Source organism: Legionella sp. W05-934-2 (assembly GCF_964199965.1).
Classification (GTDB): domain Bacteria; phylum Pseudomonadota; class Gammaproteobacteria; order Legionellales; family Legionellaceae; genus JAFIFT01.
In genome coordinates, this window is the sequence record NZ_CAXMZT010000005.1 from 17,709 (window position 1) to 35,444 (window position 17,736).

The window sequence follows — 17,736 nt, forward strand, 5'->3', positions numbered from 1 at the left end:
GTATCCAGCACGATGTATCGTTTTTACCAGAACCATTGGTTCCCTAATAAGCATCTCCTGGATGCCGCGAACACGTCGCGGCACGTCGGGATGTATGGTATATTCATTTAAAAACATTGAGTTACATAAAAAATTCGTGTGGATCCCACAGGGACAAACTGCCGAAAGGTTGTGTTTGTGGGTAAGCTTAAGGTCTCAAAAAATGTCTATTCTTCAGAGACCTACCGACAACCCTTAAATCAACTACCTTGGGCTAATTGGTGCAGAGGATGTTTGTTCCTTAGATTTGCTAGGATGTTCTTCTTTGCTCCCGAATAGAAGGAATGAACCAAACTGCGATAGTTTCGAAAAAGAAGACGTTCGTTGTTGCCTTGGCATTGCTTGACTCTGTTCTGCATAATCTAAGGTGGTAGCCGATTGGACGGGCTCTTGAGCTCGTGTGTATAGTGTATTGGTTAATTTGAGTAGTCGTTGAAGTAGGTCCTTATTGTTATCTGGTTTATCGTTGGCATCCGGATCGAGCTGATTTTGATACTCAGACCATAAAAAAGTGGCAATATCTTCACAATCGATGGTTTTTCGCTTTTGATGGATAGACGGTTTTTGGTTCTTTTGAATCGCCGATTCTATTTTAGTAAGATTTGTTTCAAAATCATCTTTATGCTCCCACTCAATTGTAACGGGTTGTGGCTTTAATATTGCCCAACTGATTTTTTCCGACATCTCCGTTATGATGTTCGTGTTAAAAAACAAAGTTTTTGCTGCAATGCGTTGTTTGCTTTGATACACCTGCTCAACTTCCTGGCCAAAGACGGCTGCTTTTAAACTCGCGTCTGGGTTGCCATCCTTTCCAAATTGTAAACTTCTCAGTAACACGATGATGCTGGGAATATGGTTATTGGTGGCATTAGTCATGTTTTTTAAATCTTTGAAACTATTATTACACGACAGCGTTTTGTCCAGCTCTTGGATGAATTTTCTATCTCTCGATAAAACCTGGGAGCAATTTTTAATTCGTTTGCTGATTCTTGCATCGCCGAAAATCATATTGAGCATCATTAGGCTATTGATATCAGCAAAATTACCTTCTTTTGTGATGTAAGATAATTTTTTTGCAACGTTCACTAGTAAATGAACCGCTGCAGTAAAACGGGTATCATTGAGCTCAAGCAACGTATTGATATGGCTGGTTGTGAAGAAATTAATATAACGAATAAATTGATTGATATACTCTCTTTTATCTTCTGCTTGAAAGAATTCAGCCATCGGTATGGATTGAAAATAATAGCTCGATGCGTTAATTAATTCGGTGGCAATCCCTGAAGCAATTTCATGTCGATTTTTTTTGCGGTGGGCGTTTATCCCTTGTTCAAATAATTGAGAAAATGAGAGCAATTCACTATTTTGCAAGCTTTTTTGAAACGATTTTTCCAGGCTTGTAATGTTCTTAGTCAACATTGATTGATTAAATTTCTGAGTAAGGTTAAAAACGGTTTCAATTTCTGATCCAAAATACCCATCACATTTCGTTAGTTTTTGTTGACGACGATTGAGTTTATGACAAAAATGGGCAAATTGATTTTTTGCATAGTCGGAAAAATCGTGGCTACGGTGATGCACCAGATGTAAGACGATGATTTGAGCTATACCAATTTGTCGCCGATTCATCAAAGGAATAAGTTTATTGAGGGCACGAATGAGCTTGCCAGGTGTGGCTGTATGGCATAATCCATTTAACGCATTGGCAAAATCGACGGTGCCTAGTTCGTCTGATTTATCCACATATTGAACTTGTTTTGTGGTCAGTTTCCAAAGGATTTCCAGCCTTTGCTGTTGTGCTTTCGAATGCGATAATTCAACAAAAGCAGGCTCTTTGGGAACTGATTTAATATGACACTGATCATACCAGCCTAAGCATTTTAAAAATAGCGTTTCATATTCCTGCTCTATTACCGTTTGCTTGGTGGTTTGATATTGACGAAGATGGCCCAGGATTTGCTGATAGAGAAAAGGGGTGAGTGGTCTTTCTTCACAAATGCGCTGCAACTCGTCTGTGTCCAAAACGGAATAGGTCTCACAATATTGATAAAATAATTCAAGCTGGGATGTGGTGAGATTGCATGGTTTTCCTTCTTGAAGGTCGAGGTGTAATTGATTGATGAGTGTGGTCAACTGCCCTTTTAGGATGAGTTTATCGATGGGTATTTGACCCTCTCTTGGTGTTGTTACTAAAAGACTGTTTTTACGTGGTCGTTTGGCTAAGAAGGAAAGTTCACCAGAAAATAGCGTTGGATTAGACGATTCTGTTGTCATACCACGGGTATCACGTGCCGATAGTTGGGGATGGTTATCGCGGAATTTTTCAACATGCCTCAGATCAGGACTACTATTTAGGTCTTTTAAGGATTTTAACTTAAACAGCTTATCCGATTTATCAACACTTTCATGGCCTTTCATGCTCAAATTCCTGAGTAATATCTATCCAAGAAATACAAGATAGCATTTTCATCGAAAATGTATAGTGGTTTTTGTTAGGCGGCGTCCGAATAGCCTTGATAGCCAAGATAAGTGTAATGTGGCAAGGAATGAAACAATCCCACGTTTTTAATACGTTTTTAGGCCAGATTTAAAAAAAATGATTGACATTTCCGTAACTTACTTGTATCAAGAGAGTAAGCGCCAATACCGGTGCATGGCTTGTTAGGGATAACAGGTGCTCTACCGTTTGTGTAGTGATTTTTTCAAGGAGCGAAAAATGAACGCAAAAGTCTTTTCTCAGCGGTTTAACCGTGAGTTGGCAACCCTGGGCTTACCAGAAGAATTGCATGATAAAACTAAAGCGGTTGCTAAAGTTTTCGGGGTCACGCGTCACATGGCCAATGCTATGATCTTTGGCCACCTTACACCGAATGAAGAGCAGTTAGATAATATCGCTTCGATTTTGGAAGTTTGTCCCAAGTGGCTAAGTGGCGCCACTGATCGTAAAAAGGGCTACTCACCGAAGGGATCCGAAGCAGAAGTTGCCTAGGATGGATGCATAAGCCCCCGTATTCAAGCTTCATCCAATGCGGGGGCTTACGTTATTTCCAACTGAGTCAATAATAGCCAAATTACTGGCCTTTTCGTTGACAAATTCTATCTGCCATATAGCCAATCGCCCCTGCATAATAGATAGAATGATTATACCGCAGAATCATTTTATAATTGGGGAATACGAGAAACGTCGGGCCGCCATAGGGCTTAATGATACTACCTTCCAGATGCTGATATGGCAGTGCCTTACCATCAAGAGTGCGGATACCCATAGCATTCCACTCAGAGGCTAGCTTCACCGTACTTCTCCCTTCAAGTTTGTCATCAAAGTTGCGTGGTAAGCGAACTTTAATCGCCCAAGGCTCCAAGCCTTGCCATCCATTTTGTTTCATGTAGTTAGCAATGGATGCGAAAACATCGGGTTTGCTTTTCCAAATATCTTTCCGGCCATCACCATCGTAATCAACGGCATATTGTTTAAAGCTTGACGGTAAAAACTGCGGTTGACCCGAAGCGCCGGCCCATTCCCCTTTATAGTCTTTGAGGCTAACATGGCCTTCATCGAGAATTTGCAAGGCTAATAATAATTGTTTCCGGAAAAAAGGCTTTCGATTCGAATCATAGGCGAGTGTTGCAAGCGATTGAATGACGGGGAAATCGCCCATATACGTCCCATAGCTTGTCTCCATACCCCAAAACGATACAATGAAACATGGATCAACATTGTATTCTTGGGCAATTTGATCGATTAAATGTTTGTGTTGCTTATAATTGCGGACACCCATCAGGATTCGATATTTTGACGCGCGTGTATGCACATATTTTTCAAAGGTTAGTCGATGTTCAGGCTGATGTTTTGATAAACCACGAACGCGTCGATTTGGCTCATGGATTGTGCTAAAAGCATTATCAAATGTTCTCGCTGAAACACCTTGTCCAAGCGCTTCACGGCGCACATCAGCAACCCATTCACGCCAATGTTGTGTAGTGGCGAGGCTTAGCATGGGTTGGATAATCAGATAGGAAAAAGCAAGAAGACGAAGCATTTTTTTCATGGGGTACCCCTTTATTATTTTTGTGCTTTTTAAGTCAAAAACCTTAGCCATGAGTGAATACACATAGCATTTATACATAGTATAGCTAAAGATCCTTATTTGTGTCTGGTGATGTCAGATTTTTATTGCTAATCTAAGAAAATATTCTTTTAATCAATTGGATAGTATGAACATAGAACATCTTACCGCTGATTTGTTTTATAATGGTGTTGTTAATGGTTGTCATGAATTAATTGAATCAAAAGATAGAATGAATGCCATCAATGTATTCCCGGTAGCAGATGGGGATACGGGCGATAATATGGCTTCTACTGCTCAGGCAATTATTCATTTAGCCCAGCAAAGCGATGATCTTTCTGAAACGGCAAAATCCATTGCAGATGCCGCTGTCATCGGCGCTCACGGTAATTCGGGAATGATATTTTCACAGTTTTTCAATGGATTGGCGGAAGGAATCAATCATGATTTAGTGGTTTCACCACAGGTGTTTTCAAAATTAATTCTTCATGCAAGTGCCTCCGTGCGTCAATCGATAGCCCACCCCGTTGAAGGCACTATTTTGACCATGATGGATAAATGGGCTGAGCTATTAAATAAGCACGCCAAACAGTCAACTTGCTTTATTCAACTCTTTAAAGATTGTGAAGATAGCCTTGACAAAACCTTGCAAGCCACCCAGTCCATGCTCGATGTCTTGAAGGAGGCGAAGGTGGTTGATGCAGGGGCTCTCGGATTTACCCAATTTGCTAGAGGCTTCACCAACTATATTTGCGATCCAAAAGCGATGTATGAACATCATGAGGTAGCGGAAACAATCTATCAGCAAGCCCATCTGGGGGTAGAATATGACCATCCACCAGCGCTTCGCTATTGTACAGAAGCAGTTATATGTCAAAGCGAAATCGATCAAGAATCCTTGGGGAAATTATTAACTAGCCACGGGGATAGCGTTGTGATATCGGTCAATCCCAGGCTGTGTCGCTTTCATGTTCACTGTAATAAGCCCTGGTTGCTATTTGACGAGCTGAGAAATCATGGGTTGATAAAATACCCCAAAGTTGACGATATGCATCGCCAGTATGAGCAAGTCCATCATCGAAAAAGTCCGATTGCATTGGTCATGGATTCCAGCGCCAATGTCCCCCAAGTATGGATGGATGACCATCAAATTCACTTGATCCCAGTCAATGTCCATTTAGATGGCAACGATTTATTAGATTATTACTGTGTGGATAATGACAATTTTTATCAGCAACTCAGCCAGACCAAGCAATACCCGCAAACATCCTTTCCCGCGCCTGGCGTTATCAAGCATAAATTTCAACAAATTTATGAACATTATGACCATGTCATTGTTATTACCATTTCACAAGCGCTGAGCGGAACCCACGATGCCATTGCTCGCGCAGCGGCGGATTTTGATAATATTACCGTCGTCAATTCCAAAAGCGTTGCTGTGGGTTCTGGGCTAATGGTGCTTGAGGCGGCTAAACGGATAAAAGCCTGCGAGCCTGTCGAAGAAATAGTAAAAGTCATTGATACTTTGTCAAACAGGATACAAGTGCTCGTCATGGTCGATCAATTTGACTCACTCATTCGCTCGGGTAGGGTAAGTAGGATAAAAGGTAAACTTGCGCAATGGAGTGGGGCAAAACCTATTCTTAGTCTGGATGAAGAGGGTAAGGTAATGCTTATCGACAAAGCCTTTAGTGAAAGAAAGGCTTTCGCCAAGATGATTCAAACAGTTTTAGAAAATAGCAGCCATAATCGTTTGATGAGTTATGCCATCATTCACGCAGGTGCTGAAGAAAAGGCGCGCTCCTTTGCGGAATTAACCGAAGAAGCATTTTCTATGAAGCCAGAGTTTATTGAACCTGCTTCGTTGGCCATTGGTTTACATGCTGGCCATGGTACGATTGGGCTGGCCGTTCAATACGAAGAGCCGATACGATAATGGGACGGGTTCTGTGCTGGCTTTATCATTTCATTGCCTATTACATCACCTGGTTTGTATGCATTGGTTATGCTGCTGCCGGTGATCAATGGTTAGGGCCAGCCATTGCGGGGGGCCTCGTTGTTTCCCAGGTTGTTGTACAGATTGTGTGTGTTAAACCGTGGCGACGAGAGCTGCTTTTTGCGTTGGTATTGATGTTGATTGGCATCTTGGTCGATTCCATCTTTTTAAGAACGGGATTGATTTATTTTAAATCCAATCCGTTTGCCGATATGGTAAGTCCTCCGTGGATGGCTTGCTTGTGGTTAAGTTTTGGTTTTACCATGCCCATCACCAGTAGTGCATGGTTACATCGCTATGTCGTCTTAGGCGTGCTTACTTTTTTTTCTTTGCCGTTTGCTTATTGGGTGGGTGCTGTGGTGGGGGCAGCAACAATCAATACAAATTGGTTTTATCCAGCTTTAGGCGGAATTTGGATGATATTACTGCCATTATTATTACATTATCTTTTTATAAGGAATAAACGATGATATTTCTTGGGGCTTTTATTTTTGTATTCATGCATATGACAGCCTTTTGGTTTTTATATCGTCTTTTAAAAAACCCCTCCATTGTCGATGTGGGCTGGGCGAGCGTTTTAACGTTGACAGGCTGGGTTTTTTTATTATTTGGAAATCACGCGGTGATAAGTCTTATATGCGGCGCCCTGCTTTTGATTTGGGGGCTTCGATTAGGTGGTTATTTATGGTTTAGCCGAGTTGGAAAGGGACATTTGGATAAACGGTATACCAAATTAAGTGAAGGTTGGAAGATGGCCAAAGATTTAGGGTTTTTCCTCAATTTTCAATTACAAGGGATACTGGCTTTTATAATCGCCCTGTCTTTTTATTTTATTAGCAAACGGACCGGTATGGTGGGATGGGATGGTTTAGGGATAATGATGATTGTGGTGGGGTTAATCGGTGAAAGTGCAGCTGATTATCAATTACAAGCTTATAAGCGAAATGCGAAAGAAGCCGTCTGCCAAAATGGATTATGGCGATATTGCCGTCATCCCAATTATTTTTTTGATTGGCTAAGCTGGCTAGGGTTTAGCTTGATTGCTATTCAAGCTCCCAATGGTTGGATTGCTTTCGTATCTCCTTTGACCCTATACATCATCATGGTCTACATAACCGGTCCCATGACAGAAGCGGGATCTTTGAGTTCTCGCGGTGAGGCTTATCGAACTTATCAACGACAAACGAATCAATTTTTTCCTGGGCCACGGAAAAAGGTTAAGAACGACAATTTTCAAGCTTAGGATTATCGCTTAGCACTTGTTTATATAGCGACATCATTAACTCACCGCTTTTATCATTGTCGCCATTGGTAGCGCTATTAAATAGAGCAGAAATGATAACCTTATTACAGGGAACAACCATATATATAGCGCGATACCCTAAGGTTTCCCCTTCATAAAACCAGTAGCGTCCTATCCGTTTATCATACGCTTGGATGATCCCCAATCCAAATCCTCGAGGTTCTTGCCAATTAACCTCCTTGATTGGTTTGCCAGTTTTTACTGACACCAAGGATTGCATTTTTGCTTTTTGCTCTTTCGACAGTAAATTATTTTGCAAAAATAACGCGTCGACCCAGCGAACTACATCTTCACTATTGGCCACAATTCCGCCGGCAGCACCTGCCCAGCTTAAGTTATTTTCACGCACATCTTGCCCAACCAATTCAGGATTGACATAGACATTATAAGCATAACCGGAAATAAGGCGTTTGCTAACGTCGGTGTTGGCGCTGGGGATGGGGTAGAATGTATTTTTTAAACCTAATGGCTTAATGATTTGCTCTTCTAATAATTGGGCTAAGGTGCTTTGACCTTTGCCAGTGAGGATCATGTCCACCAAAATATAGCCCGTATTGGTATAATCGTATCCTTGTCGCAATGGGGGACTATAGTTTTTAACATAGACCAAATCGATTAATTCAGTTCGATTCCAGAATCGCTTGATATTGTCGACATAACCAATGTTCATTTTGGGAGAGTCTGAATAATTGGGTAAACCGCTGGTCATATTCAACAAACTAGCCAAACTTAGATTATCCCAATGTGGATAGGCATTGAGGTAAGTTTTAACTGGCTTTTCAATCGCGAGTTGGCCTTTTGCTTCTGCCAATAGTGTCAGGGCCGCGGTAAATGATTTTGTAATACTACCGATTTGGAACAAGTCATTTGCGGTGATTGGCACTTTTTTATCGTGGGAACGGTGGCCAACCACATAAGTTTTTAATTTATCACCGATTTTAATGGAAACCTGGATGGCTGAAAAATATTCCAATTGATGGTAGGTCTGGAAATGATTGACCAACACGTTTTCAATCGCATTAACTTTTTTAGGTTTGTTTGCTTGTTTAGCAGCTGAAAGTGCTATTAAAGGCATTAAGCATAATGCTAATAATATGAAACTTTTGCGAAACATGCCACCGATCCTTTTGACGCTTGCGGATAATCTTTCATCATGCAACGACTTGTTCTTAAGATCAAGTTGGCAATATTAATTTTATGGCGATGACAATCATCAAGATGCCGCTTAATAGTTGCAATCCGCCCCAAATTTTATCTTGGATGAGAAAGTCGGAAAAATGATAGGCAGTCAATGTTAATAAGAAAAACCAAAGGAAACTCGCTGTTAGAACGCCGATTAAAAAAGTGGTAATGTGAGCACTGTAGGGCACAGAGCCTCCACCAATTATTATCATGCTATCAATAATGGCTTGTGGATTTAACAAGCTAAAGCCCAAGGCAAGAAAGATAATTTTCCAATAGCTACTTTCGCCATTTTCCGTATTGGTTTGCTTTGGACCGGATTGGGTGATTGCACCGCGAATGGATTTGCTGCCATAAATTAAGAGAAAAACGCTGCCGGCTAAGGTTAACCAAAAGGTCAAGCTCGGATGTTGTTCTAGCACATGGTGAAGGCCAGTGATGCTGCCACCAATGAGAATGATATCACAGACAAAGCAAGCAGTAGCTGATACGAGCGCATGTTGTTTAAGCACACCTTGGCGGATTAAAAATAAATTTTGAGGCCCTAGTGAGATAATTAACGAAATGCCTAGGATAAAACCATAAACAAAAACCACGGACTTTCCTGCTTGTTAGACTATTAGGTAAAAGATTATATCATAGTTTGAGGATGACAGGATTCATTAAGCGGTCCTTTTTTTTCCAGCCATCGAGCAAATCGCGATGATTCGCCAAAGATCATGGTGGATTACAATAAGCCTTTTTGATATAATGTTGGTCATTTTTAAGTCTAACTACTTGTCCTATGCCAGAAAGTGTCAAAAGCCAATGCTTGGTTGTAAAAAAAATCCCCACATCATTTTTCTGGGATGACAACATCAAACGCTATGAATGGCAGTATGGTGTTCAAGCCATCGGTCAAGATTATAGTGATACCCTGCTTAAAAAAATAGTAGCGATTTATTCTCCCTCAGATGATGTCCAAACCCAAAATGCATTCACTCAACTATCTGCTAATACAAAAGATAGTTTAGACGTCCTGTCTCAAACCAAGATTCCCATTAAAAAACACATTACTATTTCAATGGAGCGCATTGCATTTCTTGATGAGATTAACGATTGGCAAAAGATATCAAATATCGTTCAATGTATGATGGAAAATATGGATAAGCTACTAGATAAAGGCAATACAATCAGCCTGGATTTTAAGGAAGTGTTTTTTGTGCCAGAGGGAGAATCTCCCCCGCTTCATTACCGTCCAGGCGTTGATATCTGTGTTAGTAGTATTGACGAATATTATAAAAGAAAAAATCGGCTTTCTTACCAATTTGCAAAGGCGCTGCTGAGAAAATTTCGCATCAGCCGCGACGATGACTCTCAATCAAAGCAAATAATTAATCGTTATTGCACCGAGCCGTATGATAGCAAAACGCATAAAAACACTATCTATCAATACACGACCCCTTTAAATGAGATTGCGTTTTATGACACGGAGCTTTCCTATTACCTCCAATGTCAGTATGGCTCTTATAATGTAATGGCATTTAATTACCCAGTTTCTGTTAAGCAATTAGCAACTTGGTTAAATCAATATCGACACGAAAAAGTTGTCCTATTGAAAGGGAAGCAGTATGCCAATGAATCGATACGGCAAAAGGTTTATGAGGAGCTGGTTGAATATATTAAGAATTCTGAATGCACTAATTTAATCCATGTTTTTTTGATAACCGACGATCAATCAACGAAAAATTTACTCAATCTAGTGCCCAACCATAGCAATCATGTGGGTCCATTTCAGCCATTAGCCGATGGGGTTGGTTATTACTTATCATCGACAAAACTCTTAGCTGAAACTCATCCGTATCACCATAAACTGTCATCCGATTTAAATAGCCTTAGAGTGATTACTCAATCCCCCAAAAAAAGGCAACGATTTAGCCCGGGGTCATATATTATCACCGAAGAAAAAAGCCCGGATATTCGTTCTTCAAAACTGCTAAGTAAAGAAGCAATCAAATCGAAGGTGCAATTAGCGCTATCCCATCAAGAAAGTGTTTCCCAAACCCAAGCCGTCAATGAACAAATTCAGGAGTCGTATGTCAATACGCAAAACGTGAAAGAAACACAATCTGAGCAGGCTTCTCACACGTCATCTTTCCACTGGTTTTTGTGGACAGCCAATTTCCAAGAATATTGTCAGATGCTACAAGCCCATGCTAAGAAGAAACTCAGTCAAATGACGCAAGATGATCTTCTTTTTAGCCAAGTGTATTTGACACAATATTACTGTAGCAACCACAGTAAGAAACATTATTATGAACAAATAGCGTATAATGAAAGCTTCCGTGAAGAGATTGCAGCAAAGCTGTTTGGTGTGGCAAGAATTGCCACTGATAACGAACATCAATCTTATTCGTTGATTAAAATGCCTCATAGGCACGTTGATGAGCTAACTAAAAATATGGCAGACTGGTTTGCTGTATACAGCGAACATGCCCTGGATGGGCTTCAGCAAAGCAATATAAGGGTGGAAAAGAAAATTTTTCAAGGCCCGGTCTTATATGATTTTGAGTGCCCCACTTATCATGTCGTTCCTAATCCGGTACCTTATCAGCCGCTAAATTTATCAAAATTTCATTATCTTGCAAAGCTGCAAGCATCACCGCCTGAAGCCAATGAATTTGATATTCCGCTGGATTATCATTTATTACTGCCCCACGATAAGTTAATGGCTCTAGATGAACAAGCAAGGCAAAAGCAAATAGAACAAGCGAGATCATTACTCAAGCTTTATCAGCCGAATCCCCCTTTTAGTGAAAAAGAAATTATTCAATTAGAAGCCTATTTATTTGAGTTGGTGGCGTTATATTACCCAGGCAATGATGAAAAACATCAGCCATTGCAACGCCTTTTTGCGCGTTTTGAAGTGCATAATGCCGATAACTTAAAAATCATTCTGCAAATTATTCTTTGTTTGGATAAAAATGGGCTTGATGCTTTTTTTGAATTGTTAACATTTCTTGAGGAGCGCTCATTAGGGGAGCTGTTCTATCAATATTATTTTAAATTTGCCGCCGATATTAATTCAGTTTATGATTTATTAGTACGTCCCTATCATTATTCCTTTCTCACATTGGCCGCAAGGGCTCATGAGGGGGGGTCGATACAGGATACCCCTGCTTTTGAGAAATTCGCATTCCATTTAATTTTATATTTAAAACAAAATAATTATGAGCTCACAAACCTGGAACTAAACGATCTCAAAAAATATTGGAATCGTCTCTATGGAAAATTTGTTGTGTATACGGGTAATCAATCGCAAGCTAAACAGCTTTTAGATAAATTAGCCAATAATCTCGTTGATGAAAAAAAGGCTCTATCCATTAACCATTTCGTTTTTTTAAATACGTTTTTCCAAGGGCTTGAACAATTAATCGACAGGGCGATGGAAAAAGATGTCTTAGAAGAGCAAATTGATGAGATAAAAGGCCTATCCCTTTTGCCGATGGATAGCTCCTATGCTATTGATTGGAATGATTTTCATTTGGTTTGTGCAGAAATGAAAATAGAAACCGCCCATTTTAACGCTAAAACAAAACGCTATTCGGTCACCAAAGAGGAACTACTCCAAGCCATCCTTAAGCACCAACCGGGTGATTCTTATCTGAAGACGGCGACATTTCGGTACCTAGGAGGACTGTCTTTACGTGAAGATATCGCGTTTTATCGCAAGCTGTTTACCTTGGCAGAAACATGCACCGATAAAAACGAGGCTTTCATCATCGAATGTTTAAGTGCCTTTTATGTGGCTAATTACACGGGGAGTGATTATGGACTGGTTGTTGATGAAAAAGAGATGACAACGAATTTTCGTCAATTTTTAAAAAAGCAGGATCCATCCATTAATCTTGATTTAACCAAGTTGAGCAAGTATGTGGGAGATTTTTGCCAATGTTTACATCAAATCCCGACCAATCAACAAAAAGGCATCGAAAGTTTATGGCAAATATGGCAAGAAAATAAGACACAAGCATTTAAATTTTCGAAGACGCCTATTCCGCAAGTCTTTTTAAGAAAATTTCCAACAAAACAACTGGGTCGCTTTTTAGTCAGTCAAAAAACTGCAATCGAAAAGGAATTATCCCAATTAAATCCCGATGATAAACTGGCTTGGGATATATTGGATCGCTGGTGCAGGCAATTAGGTATTTCACCTGAGCAGAAGCAGATATTAATGGTCAATCTCAAAACGCTCTTTCCTCAGCTTAATATGATGATCTTATTGCGCCATATCACCCAGATACATGCGCTACTTGAACAAATGTCATCCTTGTTTACAGAGAATCCAAAAAGTCTTTTGTATTTAGTCTTAGATGACTTTAGCGATAATCCAGACAACCTTGAGCAATTTCTAGCATTAACTAAGCTACTCTCTTTGGAATTAACGAATAAGAACAAAAATCATCAAAACAAAAAAATAATTCAATTCTTACAATATTTAAGCAACAACCGTAAGCTCTATGATAACTTGCCAGTAACAAGCGCTCTGCTGTCAATGGTCATGTCGGAGTTTTTAAAACCAGCGTTTAAGGGCGATGCGCAAGTTTTGATAACGCTTGGCGAAAATTTGATTGTAGAAGGCGAGCAAGCGGCAAAAATCTTTGCATCCCTCGTTCCGATAATCCATTCAAAAAACGGCCATCAATTTTTCTCTGTCTATGAACATTTAACGGCAACCCAACTAAAAAATTTAATCGCGTTAACACAGAAATCGCGATCGAGTTCTTTATCTTTGACTATCGCCCAATCGCTTTTGCAAAAAGATAAATTCAATAATTTTAGTGAGATACTTCCCTATCTCAACAACAAATCCGCCGAAGCAGCGCAGATTTTATTGTCGTTAGGGCAAATCCTTGCTGAATCTCAAAAAGAAGATTTAACTGCTGTATTAAAAGCACTGGATAAACACAGCGCCGATGATTTAAAAGCAATCCTGCGAGTGCGCAATTTATACCATATTCAAACAGAGACAGTATTAAAATGGTTGCATGCTCCCATCATCAAGGTCGCAATCGCTGATTTTACCAAGCAAAAACACTTAGAAAACCTAGAGCGATATCATTATGAACCGCAATTTGTAAAGGATAAAATTGCTCAAATCAAACTAAAATCTCACCAGGAGGCGGGAGGGGCGCCATTAAGTATCGAAGAACAAGATGCCCTTTGGCAAGATTACCAGACAATCATGTCTTATATGACTGAAAAACCGATACGATTAACCATTAATGGCATAACCCAAGAGCTCACCATCAATGAGTTGGATGAGCAACAGTTTCAGTTCCTGTTTAAATCTATCCAGGATAAACTAAAATCAGGCGAAAACCGCCATGACTATCAATTGCTGCTTATTGCCTTGGGTGCCGAAGCACTGTATCGAACTACCCATAAATTCCCGCGATGCACGCAAATTCTGACACTGCTGCAACACCTGCAGCACCCCAATAATATAATCCACGAAGTTAAAACAGGCGAAGGTAAGAGTATAATTGCCGCACTCCATAGTGTGTTACTTTGTGCAGCCGGTCACACTGTAGATGTTGCCACAGAAAATAATCAATTAGCCAATGATGCATTGGAAAAATTTAAGCCTTTTTATCAATATTTGGGTATTGACTGTGGCAATGAAATTATACTGCCTGATAGTGAACGTGCTAGCTATGTCGACAATGGCATTAACTATTCAACGGCATCAAACCTTTCATTATTTCGCGATCGCATGGCATTAGCCAAAAAGGCCATGCCACATAATAGTGCTTTAATCGCGGATGAAGTGGATGCTACCTTAACTTCCACCGTACAATTTCGATTAGCATCAACGCTAGACCCACAATTCTCTGATACAAAGATCTGGGGCCAAATTTACCAACGGGTTATCGATTTTGTAAAAGAAAAGGAGATATTTGCTGAAAACTATTGCAGTGAAAAAGATGATATCCGCAATTTAAGGAACTATTTTCTTAGTAAAAATCCCCAAAAAGCCTTTTATGGTGTAACAAGTCGTATTTCCGATGAGGTGTTAAGTACGTTAATCGACTCCGCAATGATTGCACTGCAACTCGAAGAAAATGTGGATTACTATGTGGTTGCAGTCAATGACAATGAAGGACAGTATAGTTATGCCGCACCGATTATAAGCTCTACCAATCGACCGAATCCCAGTGTCAATTATTCCGATTATGTACAACAACTCGTGCATACCATCTTAAACAATAAAAATCCGCCTCCCAAGCATCCTTTTGCGATTGAGCCGTGTAGCCAAACGCTTGTGGTCACAAGTGCAAATAACTTTTTCGATTTTTATCGTTTAAATAAGGGGCCTATTGTTGGCTTAACAGGGACAGCGGGTTCTCCGGTTGAACTTGCAGAATTTTATCAGCAGCAAGGATTATCGGCCTATAGTTATCCAACATTTCACCCAGATCTCTCAGAAGATTTAGGGCTAATTGCCGCATTCGGGGAAGAAGACCATCTCAAAAAAATCAATGAATGGATTACACATTGTCAAACTCAAAATCCATCTCAGCCGATATTAATTATTACCGATTCTCCTGAATCGACAGTGAAATTAAACGCTTATTTGGCAAGCCACCCGAACTGGAAAGTACAGATTTATCACGGTTATGAAGAAACCGGGCTTAGTGAGGATGAAATCATTTTGACGGCCGGGCAGGATGAGAATTTAACCATAGCCAATCAAAGCCTAGCTCGTGGAGCGGATATTGATCCTGCCAATGAGCGTGGGTTACTTGTTGTTAATACTTGTGTCAATCTAACGCCCAGTGAATTGCGCCAAATTCAAGGCCGGGCCGCTCGTAATGGTAAGCAAGGTCAATTTATTTCCATCATCAATATGGAAACCATTGCTTCTGCTGTTGATTCAAAGGATACCTTAGCCAGCAAATTTAAAGCCCACCAACTTGCTATTAGCGAACAAAGACAACAAGAGCGTGCTAAGTTTCGCTTATTAGAAGATACGAGACATCTAATTGTCCACCAGACTTTGCTAAAACTACGTGAACAGGCTGATCACTATCTGTCGCCTCAATTTGGCGAATATAGCTCAGTGGTAACCTATACCCAGTTGCTCAGTGATTTAAGCTCCTTTAATCATCTTGCTGAAAAACACTACCAAGAATTATTAAAAAAATATAACGACATAACAGACGAATTCAAAGATGAATTTTTACAAGCACGCATTGACCATTATCAAACGATTGTCGACACATGGCTTCCGCAAGAAAAATATAAGGATATTGAATTTGTTGAGCCCTCGATTTGTATCGATAATTTATATGAATTAGCGTCGAAATTAGAAAATGCGCCGGTCGAACAGCTAGCGGCATTAGCCGATATCTTTCATACGCTTTGGAAAGTTAGAGGGCATCAAGATGCTCAACAGGGGATTCACTATGTGGATGAGTTGATCGAATTATTTGCACCCTACCGAAATCAAACATGTAGTTTTAAAGAAAATTTAGGGCAGGTATTAGAACAAAAGGGGTATCTCTCTCCTGAGATTATTGACACGTTCGTTGAAAAATCAAACGAAACAATCTCGGACATACTTAATTATGCAACCGAAATGCCTGTTGTTGGTTATCTAGTTCCGTCGGAAATAATCAAAAATTTTGCAGCCAACTATTTACAAACAACCAAAGAACAAATTTATGCCAAGCAATGGGATAAAATTAGCTTACCTGTCATCGATATTTCTTGGATAACCAATTGGCTGGATGGTATTAGAAAAGTGCTGACAGTCGGTGCTATAATGACGGGTGGACCCATTGCATTTCTTGTCAATCGGTTTATCCTGCCAACCATAACCACCTGGATAAAGAACGCCCTCAAACACCAATTTGCTGACTCTGAATCGCAAATCGCTCAAATCTTGATAGGCTTAGATGATATTGGCAAGGATCTGACTGACGCAATCAATGCGTTTTCTGCGGCAACAACCGAAGAAAATATAACCGTCGGTGATCTTATCGACAAATTTGGAGGGCTAGCTAAAAATAAGGCACTCATCCTATCGTTAAGCAAATATCTAGAACTTAGTGGAAAACCACATTATATCCCCTATGTTCAATCGATACCAGAAATCACCAAAATGCTTGAACCCTATCGGGAGAAAAAAGTAGAAGCGTTATTCAACGTCAATACGGTGGTGACTTTATTGAAAGCGGCGAGTAGCTCCCCGCTCATAGCACAGTTTTTAGAAGATACACCTTATCGAGCAAGCCTAGAACACTTAGTCCAATTACACCCGGAGTTTATTTTACAAGTAGGTAACCTCTCGTTCCCAGAATTGGTTAATTTGCTCAAAGTGATTGCTCACCCAAATTTCTTTGCTTGCTTATCCAAGCTACCGCCGAAGACGTCTTTCAAACAATTATGTCAATGGCTTAAAGAAATGCCGGAAGATATATCGGAGGATAGTCATCTCGCTATACAGTCCTTCTTAGATTATCAAAATAATAACGAACGGATTGCCATCGAAAACAAGCAAAAATTACTTTCTCTACGGGAGCGTTACACCCTGTCACTCGATGGTTTGAAAAAGCAATTAGCCAATAACAAACCAAAAGTAGGAAGTAGCCAAGATAATCAAATCGATAGTAGCGATGCGGCGAAATCAAAAGCGTTTCCAGTGGGAATTAAAGACGTGATGATTGTGATAGCGATTACGATACTTGTGGCATTTAATGTCACCCATTTCTCGATTCCTCTGGCAATGGTTAGTCTGTTAGCCATTGGCTGGCTCATGTATCCTTATGCCAAGCGATTGCTATCGTTGCTGCAAACACCACAAGAACAACCGAAAAAAGCCGATGAACCCACCTCTCCGGCGTTTATTCCAAAATTTAGCGATCAGGAATTTTTATTTTCAAATCAGATGCATAACAATAAGCAAGTGGCTAAATTAACGACGAATTCACAACCACAAAACCAGCTACTCGCTAAATTGACCAAGTCAAAATTTGGCTTTTTCAATGCCCATCCACAACCAACATCCGAGACATCGCTAACGCAGAAGACTGCGAAACCACCAAATGAGCCCGTCGCTGATTCACCGAGGGTAAGTCCCTAAGGCCGGGGAAGGCGATTGTAAC

At 40.2% G+C, this 17,736-nt stretch carries 9 protein-coding genes; 5 read left to right on the top strand and 4 right to left on the bottom strand.

Features of this window, described 5'->3' with window-relative positions; genetic code table 11:
• Positions 1 to 243: 243 nt before the first annotated feature.
• Complete coding sequence (locus AB3348_RS06960; RefSeq protein ID WP_367606850.1) at positions 244 to 2,457, bottom strand: RasGEF domain-containing protein; 2,214 nt, start codon at positions 2,455 to 2,457, stop codon at positions 244 to 246.
• A gap of 298 nt (positions 2,458 to 2,755) precedes the next feature.
• On the opposite strand from AB3348_RS06960, the gene AB3348_RS06965 reads away from it, so the two are divergent.
• A complete protein-coding gene (locus AB3348_RS06965) occupies positions 2,756 to 3,028 on the top strand; it encodes a hypothetical protein (protein ID WP_367606851.1) in 273 nt (90 codons plus the stop codon).
• Positions 3,029 to 3,110: 82 nt separating this feature from the next.
• On the opposite strand, the gene AB3348_RS06970 is transcribed toward AB3348_RS06965, so the two are convergent.
• On the bottom strand, positions 3,111 to 4,088 hold the full coding sequence (locus AB3348_RS06970) for a lytic transglycosylase domain-containing protein (protein WP_367606852.1): 978 nt from the start codon (positions 4,086 to 4,088) through the stop codon (positions 3,111 to 3,113).
• 166 nt (positions 4,089 to 4,254) lie between these two features.
• Between AB3348_RS06970 and AB3348_RS06975 the strand changes: the two genes are divergently transcribed.
• From AB3348_RS06975 to AB3348_RS06985, 3 genes are read left to right on the top strand one after another with little or no spacing between them, the layout of a single operon-like run.
• Positions 4,255 to 6,042: a DegV family protein gene (locus AB3348_RS06975; RefSeq protein WP_367606853.1), complete on the top strand. Its 1,788-nt coding sequence runs from the start codon at positions 4,255 to 4,257 to the stop codon at positions 6,040 to 6,042.
• Positions 6,042 to 6,572: a DUF2878 domain-containing protein gene (locus tag AB3348_RS06980; RefSeq protein WP_367606854.1), complete on the top strand. Its 531-nt coding sequence runs from the start codon at positions 6,042 to 6,044 to the stop codon at positions 6,570 to 6,572. Before AB3348_RS06975 ends, AB3348_RS06980 begins: the two co-directional genes overlap by 1 nt.
• Positions 6,569 to 7,345, top strand: coding sequence for a DUF1295 domain-containing protein (locus tag AB3348_RS06985; protein WP_367606855.1), 777 nt, complete (start codon positions 6,569 to 6,571; stop codon positions 7,343 to 7,345). The genes AB3348_RS06980 and AB3348_RS06985 overlap by 4 nt, the downstream gene beginning before the upstream one ends.
• Here AB3348_RS06985 and AB3348_RS06990 read toward each other — a convergent pair.
• Positions 7,320 to 8,519 (bottom strand): serine hydrolase domain-containing protein, encoded by a 1,200-nt coding sequence (locus tag AB3348_RS06990; RefSeq protein WP_367606856.1) that lies wholly within the window; start codon positions 8,517 to 8,519, stop codon positions 7,320 to 7,322. The genes AB3348_RS06985 and AB3348_RS06990 overlap by 26 nt on opposite strands.
• Positions 8,520 to 8,580: 61 nt before the next feature.
• Positions 8,581 to 9,183: a LysE/ArgO family amino acid transporter gene (locus AB3348_RS06995; RefSeq protein ID WP_367606857.1), complete on the bottom strand. Its 603-nt coding sequence runs from the start codon at positions 9,181 to 9,183 to the stop codon at positions 8,581 to 8,583.
• A 188-nt stretch (positions 9,184 to 9,371) separates the two neighbouring features.
• On the opposite strand from AB3348_RS06995, the gene AB3348_RS07000 reads away from it, so the two are divergent.
• Positions 9,372 to 17,714, top strand: coding sequence for a preprotein translocase subunit SecA (locus AB3348_RS07000; RefSeq protein WP_367606858.1), 8,343 nt, complete (start codon positions 9,372 to 9,374; stop codon positions 17,712 to 17,714).
• Positions 17,715 to 17,736: the final 22 nt, after the last annotated feature.